This window comes from Kitasatospora sp. NPDC049285 (genome assembly GCF_040678815.1).
GTDB lineage: Bacteria > Actinomycetota > Actinomycetes > Streptomycetales > Streptomycetaceae > Kitasatospora.
Genome location: NZ_JBFAQR010000030.1, coordinates 76,658 through 83,357, shown reverse-complemented (window position 1 = coordinate 83,357; position 6,700 = coordinate 76,658). Strand labels below are relative to the sequence as shown.

Sequence of the window (6,700 nt, the reverse complement as noted above, 5' to 3'; positions counted from 1 at the left end):
TCCTCGGCGAGGTTGTACAGCTTCATCAGGTCGGCGATCGCGGTGTCGACGGCCAGCGACTTGGTGGCGGCGTCGGCGAGCTTCATCAGCTCGGTGGGGCTGTCCAGGCGTCCGCTGCCCCGCAGTTGACGGATCATCGAGCTGAGGTAGAGGTGCTGGGCCTTGGTCCGGCCGATGTCGGAGCCCCAGGCGTCGCGGGTGCGCAGCCACTTGAGGGCGTCCTCGCCCATCACGTTGTGGGTGCCCTTGGGCACCTTGAGGCCGGTGCCGCCGACGCCGGGCTGGTAGCGGTCGTACATGTTCATGGTGACGCAGACGGGGACGCCGCCGATGGCGTCGGCGATCCGGACCACGCCGCTGAAGTCGACCATCATGTAGTGGTCGATGTACAGGCCGGTGAGCGAGGTCCAGGTGGCGAGGACGCAGCCGGGGCCGCTGCGGGCGAGGGCCTCGTTGATCGCGGTGTGCGGGGTGGCGGGGTAGGTCTTCGTGCCGTCCTTGCAGGTGGGGACGGTGACCATGGTGTCCCGGGGTATCGAGACCAGCGAGGCGTTACTGCGGTCCGCGGAGACGTGCAGCAGCATCTGGACGTCCGCCAGGCCGGGGCGGCCGGCCTCGTCGGCGGAGCCGCCCAGGTCGACGTTCTCCTTGCTGGCCCGGCTGTCGGTGCCCAGCAGCAGGATGTTCAGCGGGGTGCGGCCCTTGGCGTCGGGGGCGGTCTTGTTGCCCTGCTCGTCGCCGAGGTTGCGGGTGCCGGCCTGGATGTTGCCGTTCAGGTGCCGGTAGTAGAGGTAGCCCGCGCCGGCCGTCACCACGACGGCGACGCCGGTGGTGACGGCGAGCGGTTTCGCCCACCGCCGCAGGCCCTGTTTCGGCGCTCTGCGTCGGCGGCCGCCGCCCTTGGCCGCGCGCCGGGCCGCGGCCCGTCCCCCGGGCGGTGCGGGTTCCGCCGCATCGGGCCGCGGCGCGTCGAACCGCGGTGCGGTGGCGGTTTCCCGCGCGTCGTCGAGCTCGCTCATGGCCGTTCCCCCGTTGTTCACGCTCGCCTGTCGGTGCTCGAACGGACAAGCTACTCCGGATCACGACCCGCCACCGAATCTGTCACATGATCAGAACACTTTGCTGAACACTTGGGTGACGTACCGTCGAGAGCGACCTCGCCCGAGGAGAGTCCCGTGACCGCGTCCGCCGAGCAGCCCGCCCCGCCGCCGCGGCCCACCGGCACCGCCGTACGCGACTCCGACCCGCTGGCGCTCGTGCTGTTCGGGCTCACCGTGGTCAGCGGACTGATCGACGCGGTCAGCTACCTCGGCCTCGGCCACGTCTTCGCCGCCAACATGACCGGCAACGTGGTGGTGATCGGCTTCGCGCTGGCCGGCGCACCCGGCTTCTCGGTGCTCGGCTCGGCCACCTCGCTGGGCGCGTTCCTGCTCGGCGCGGTGTGCGCGGGCCGGCTCCCCCGGCACCGGCTGCGGCCCGCGCTGCTCACGGAGACCGCCCTGCACGTGCTCGCCGCCGTGGTGGTGGCGGTCTGGGGCACCCACGGCGCCGTCCAGTACCCGGTGATCGGGCTGCTCGCCCTGGCCATGGGAATGCGCAACGGCACGGTCCGCAGCTTCGGCGTCCCGGACCTGACCACCACCGTCCTCACCATGACCCTGACCGGCCTGGCCTCCGACTCCCGCCCCGCCGGCGGCAGCGCGCCCCGCCAGCGCCGCCGCGTCCTCTCCGCCCTGACCATGGTGGCCGGCGCCGCCCCGGGCGCCGTCCTGGTCCTGCACCACCAGACCACCTGGGCCCTGGTCGCCGCCGCGACCCTCACCGCCACCATGGCCGTCCTCTACCGGGACTGACGCCGGATCAGCGGTGACCGCACCGCTCGGAGCGAGCCGGCCGGCTCCCCGTAGGGTGGGCGCGTGACCTCAGCCGACCCGACCGTCCTGTCCCTGATCGCCGACCCCTACGCCGGATACGCCGCGCTCCGCGCGGACGGGCCCGTGCACCGCGTGACCGGGCCGGACGGGCTGCCGGTGTGGCTGGTGACCCGCTACGCGGACGTCCGCCAGGGCCTGGCCGACCCCCGCCTCTCGCTCGACCGGACACACGCCGCACCCGGCAACTACCTGGGCTTCAGACTGCCGCCCGCGCTCGACGCCAACCTGCTCAACATGGACCCGCCGGACCACACCCGCATCCGCCGGCTGGTCGCGCAGGCCTTCACCGCGCGCCGGGTCGCCGCACTGCGCGGCCCGATCGAGCGGGTCGCCGAACAGCTCCTCGACGCGATGGAACCGCTCGGCCGCGCCGACCTCGTCGCCGCCTACGCCGCGCCGCTGCCCATCACCGTCATCTCCGACCTGCTCGGCGTGCCCGAGGACGACCGGCACGACTTCCGCGCCTGGACCGACACCCTCGTCACCCCCGACCCGGCCCGCCCGCAGGACGCGAAGGCGGCCGTCGGCGCGATGCTCGGCTTCTTCACCGGGCTGATCGAGCACAAGCGCGGCCGGCCCTCCGACGACCTGCTCTCCGACCTGATCGCCGCACACGAGGAAGGGGACCGGCTCAGCGCGGACGAACTCACTTCGCTCGCCTTCCTGATCCTGTTCGCGGGCTACGAGAACACCGTCCACCTGATCGCGAACGCCGTCCTGGCGCTGCTCACCCATCCCGGCCAACTCGCCGCCCTGCGCCGCGAACCAGGGCTGATCGGCGGCGCCGTCGAGGAGTTGGCCCGCTTCGACGGTCCCGCCCCGCTGGCCATCCGGCGCTTCCCGCGCGAGGACGTCACGATCGGCGGGGTCACCGTCCCGGCCGGGGAGACGGTGCTGCTCGCCCTCGCCTCGGCCAACCGCGATCCCGAGCGGTTCGCCGACCCGGACCGGCTCGACCTGCACCGCCGCGACGGCGGCCACCTGGCGCTCGGCCACGGCATCCACTACTGCCTCGGCGCACCGCTCGCCCGGCTGGAGACCGAACTCGCCCTGACCGCACTGCTGCGCCGCTTCCCCGCCCTCGCCCTCGACGCCCCCACCGACCACCTCCGCCACCGCCCGGCCCTACGCGCCCGCGGCCTCCTGGAACTGCCCGTCCGGTACTGACCCGCGGCCCGGCCGGCCAGGGCGTGTTGCTTACGGCTCCCAGTCGCGGAGCTGCTCGATGACGTGCCGGTCGCCGTCGGCGGCCACCTCGTCGATCTCCAGGCGCCCGTACAGCATCAGGACCAGCTCGCCGGCGGAGGCCCAGGCGGAGACGTCGGCCTTGTCGCCCGGCTCGCCCGCGGCGGGGGCCGGTGTGACGCGGCAGCCCTGCGCGGTGAGCGTCAGGCGCCAGGCGCCGCCCTCGGTGGCCCGGTAGTCGACGGTCGCGTCCTCGTGCGGCCAGGGGCTGTCCGTGGCGCAGCAGGTGGTGAGGAACTCGTCGACGCCGTCGAGGGCCGGCTCCTCGGGCAGCGGCTCGGGCGCGCCGCCGGCGAGCTGGGCGTCGTAGGTGTGCACCGTGGCTTCCTGGACCTGGTGGCGGGCGACCGCGCCGACGGTCTGCGGCGACTGCGAGTCTCCCCACCACGTCCAGCAGCCGCGCTCGGGGCCGACCTCGCGCAGTGCGTCCAGCAGCAGGCGGGTGGACTCGGCCGACCACTCCAGCAGCGCGTCGAGTTCCCGGGGGGCGCCTTCGGCGAACTCCGCCGTGGTGCCGACCGGGCGGGCGTCGGCGGGGCCGACGGCGACGATCGCGGACCAGGCGCGCTGCACCCCGCCCAGGTGGCGGACCAGGTCCAGCAGCGTCCAGTCCGGGCAGCTCGGCACCGGCAGGTCGAGGTCGGAAGCGGAGCGGGCCGCCGCGCGGAACGCGGTCGACCGCTCGTCGATCAGCCGCAGGTGGTCGGAGAACTCGAGTGTCATGGGCACGAAGTTGATCTATCACGACCGCTCCGGCCGGTGCACCCGTATTTCTGCCGTATCTTTCCCGACTCACCGTCCGCGCCTACTGGGGCAACTGATCCGGCACCAGTACTCTGTGGCATCCGGGACCCGGCCGGGGGAGCAGCGCCCGGCCGTCACGGGCCTCGCGCGTGCTGTTCACCCCCGTCGGCACCCGCGAGGCCCGTCTCCTCCCCCGCGACCGATCCCGACGCTCCGTCACCTCACGCGACCGGGCGGTCACCTTCCGCGTCCTCTTCGGTGTCCCCCGGTCCAGGGGATGGCCCGGACGCGCCCCCGTAACACGTGGCACGTAGTCTGCGGGCATGACTGACGCCGCGCCCCTCACCCCCCTGGACGCGTTCGAGATGCTGCTGGCCGGCAACCGGCGGTTCGTCGATGGGTCCCCGGACCACCCGAACCAGGACGCCGCCCGGCGGGCACAGACCGCTCCGTCGCAGACTCCGTTCGCGGTGCTGTTCGGCTGCTCGGACTCCCGGCTGGCCGCCGAGATCATCTTCGACCGCGGGCTGGGCGACCTGTTCGTGGTCCGCACCGCGGGCCACGTGGTCGGCTCCGAGGTGCTCGGCAGCATCGAGTACGGCGTGAGCGTGCTGGGCAGCCCGCTGGTGGTCGTGCTCGGGCACGACTCCTGCGGCGCCGTGGCGGCCACCCGCGAGGCCGTCGCGGACGGCACCACCGCGGAGGGCTTCGTCCGCGACGTGATCGAGCGCGTGACCCCGAGCGTGCTGGCCGCCCGCGCCGCCGGGCACACCGAGGACTCGGCCTTCATCCACGAGCACATACGGCACACCGTCGACCTGCTGATGGACCGTTCCCGGGTGCTCGCCGACGCCGTGTCCGAGGGCCGCGCCGCCGTCGTCGGCCTCTCCTACCGGCTGGTCGACGGCACCGCCCACCTGGTCACCACCCGCGGCATCGACCTGCCGGCCCCCGCCGCCGCCTGATCCCCGCTCCGCCCGCCTCCGCCCCGGCCGCTCCGCCGGGGCGGAGTTTTCTTCGCCTCCGTGCCCCCTCTGGCCCGCCGCGGCCGCTCGCGCCCCTCGTACCACCGGGCGCACCACAGCCTCTCTCCGCACGCTCGCCCCTCCGATATCGGACCTGGTCAACCCGGTCGTACGGTGGAGGGAGGGTGATCCCGAGAAGGTGATGACATGGCACAGGTGAACGTCTCACATGTGGTCAGAGCAGCCGCGGCCGATCCACCCGCCCCGCAGGGGGCCGCGTTGTTCCCGGAGGATGTGCGGCCGGTCGAGGAGGCACTGGCCGACAAGGGGTTACTGGACCGGGCTTACGTGGACGGCTCGTTCGGCACCCTGACCCTTGGCGCCTACCGGCGTCTCCAGCAGTCCTACGGCTACTCCGGCGCGGACGCGGACGGCGTTCCCGGAGCCACGTCCCTGACCCGGCTCGGCCACGAGAGCGGCCTGTTCTCGGTCGTCGACGGTGACAACGGCCCGCCGTCGCGCGGGATCGGGCTGTCGGACGTGGTCTTCGACCGGGTGCCGGACGGCAGCACCAGCGTCGCCATCCAGCAGGTGTGCCAGCACATGGACGTGCCGCTCACCTGGTGGCTGCCCGGCTACATGACCATCGCCTCGCGGGAGTCGGGCTACGACTTCGACGCGGTCAACAGCAACGACCGCAACGCGCACGGCCCGATCCAGTCGGACGGCTATCCGCTGTACTGCTCCCGCGGGGTCGTGCAGTGCATTCCGCCGACCTTCGCCCACTTCCACGAGTCGGGCACCGCGAACCACATCTACGACGGTGTCGCGAACATCGCCGCGTCGATGAACTACGTCATGGACACCTACGGCGTCGCCCGCGACGGGCACAACCTCGCCGCCAAGGTCCAGCAGGCGGATCCCCACCGCCCGCCCTTCCCGTACTGACCGACCGAGGCACGCCATGAGTCAAGTCGAGCAAGTCACGCGCAGGTTCCAGTCCTTCATCGGCGCCCAGGAGGGTTTCTCCAACAACGAATGGAACAACGACATCCGCAACATCTACGGCGTCAACTTCTCCGAGATCTACGGTGAGCCGGACCGGGTCGCCTGGTGCGACATCGGCTTCTGGGTGTGCTTCCGCCTGGAGGGCCTGGACTCGCTGATACCGAAGTCGGAGTCCTGCTACGACTCGCTGAGCACCTACCAGTCGTGGAGCCGGTCCTCGGAGTTCCCGGCCGTCGGGGCGCAGTTCTTCGTCTCCTCGGCCGAGTACCCGCGCGGCGGTGCCCACACCGGCTTCGTCGTGGGCTACGACTCCTCGTCCATCCAGACCGTCGAGTTCAACACCAACATCACCGGCGGCAGCGAGGGCGACGGCTGCTACGCCAAGACCCGGTCCCGGTTCGGGAACGAGAGTTCCGGCGTCTACGCGTACGGCTACCCGAAGTACGCCGAGGGCATCGTCTCCGCGGACCCGGCCTGGGGCGGCACTGCCGCCGGGGCCGGGAGCCCGGCCGCCGGCGGCGGTGGCAACGGCCTGCAGCCGTTCCCCGGAACGGAGTTCTTCCACGTCGGCCAGCACTCCGACATCATCACCCGGATGGGACAGCGGCTGGTCTCGGTGGGCTGCTCCCGCTACCAGGTCGGACCCGGGCCCGACTGGGGCCCAGCCGACCAGAACTCCTACGCCGCCTTCCAGCGCTCCCTGGGATTCTCCGGCGGCGACGCGGACGGCATGCCCGGCCCCTCCAGCTGGACCCGCCTCCAGGTGCCGGCCTGACGGCCCCCACCACCGGCCACCGACCCAAG

General features: G+C 72.6%; 7 protein-coding genes. 5 read left to right on the top strand and 2 right to left on the bottom strand.

Features of this window, described 5'->3' with window-relative positions:
- On the bottom strand, nt 1–1,019 hold a 1,019-nt coding region (locus AB0K51_RS20410), incomplete at its 3' end, for an LCP family protein (RefSeq protein WP_363457219.1).
- Between the two features lie 228 nt (nt 1,020–1,247).
- On the opposite strand from AB0K51_RS20410, the gene AB0K51_RS20405 reads away from it, so the two are divergent.
- The gene (locus AB0K51_RS20405; protein ID WP_363457230.1) at nt 1,248–1,853 is read left to right on the top strand and encodes a YoaK family protein; all 606 of its coding nucleotides are present in this window, start codon (nt 1,248–1,250) and stop codon (nt 1,851–1,853) included.
- A gap of 63 nt (nt 1,854–1,916) precedes the next feature.
- A complete protein-coding gene (locus tag AB0K51_RS20400; RefSeq protein ID WP_363457216.1) occupies nt 1,917–3,101 on the top strand; it encodes a cytochrome P450 in 1,185 nt (394 codons plus the stop codon).
- Between the two features lie 30 nt (nt 3,102–3,131).
- Here AB0K51_RS20400 and AB0K51_RS20395 read toward each other — a convergent pair whose 3' ends face one another.
- A complete protein-coding gene (locus AB0K51_RS20395) occupies nt 3,132–3,902 on the bottom strand; it encodes a maleylpyruvate isomerase N-terminal domain-containing protein (protein ID WP_363457213.1) in 771 nt (256 codons plus the stop codon).
- Nucleotides 3,903–4,246: 344 nt separating this feature from the next.
- Between AB0K51_RS20395 and AB0K51_RS20390 the strand changes: the two genes are divergently transcribed.
- From AB0K51_RS20390 to AB0K51_RS20380, 3 genes are all read left to right on the top strand, one after another.
- Nucleotides 4,247–4,888 carry a carbonic anhydrase gene (locus AB0K51_RS20390; RefSeq protein WP_363457210.1) on the top strand — a complete coding sequence of 214 codons (642 nt, stop codon included), beginning with the start codon at nt 4,247–4,249 and terminating at the stop codon, nt 4,886–4,888.
- Nucleotides 4,889–5,095: 207 nt separating this feature from the next.
- Entirely contained in the window at nt 5,096–5,836 is a 741-nt protein-coding gene (locus AB0K51_RS20385; protein WP_363457207.1) for a hypothetical protein, read from the top strand.
- A 16-nt stretch (nt 5,837–5,852) separates the two neighbouring features.
- Nucleotides 5,853–6,671 (top strand): peptidoglycan-binding protein, encoded by an 819-nt coding sequence (locus AB0K51_RS20380; RefSeq protein ID WP_363457204.1) that lies wholly within the window; start codon nt 5,853–5,855, stop codon nt 6,669–6,671.
- Nucleotides 6,672–6,700: the final 29 nt, after the last annotated feature.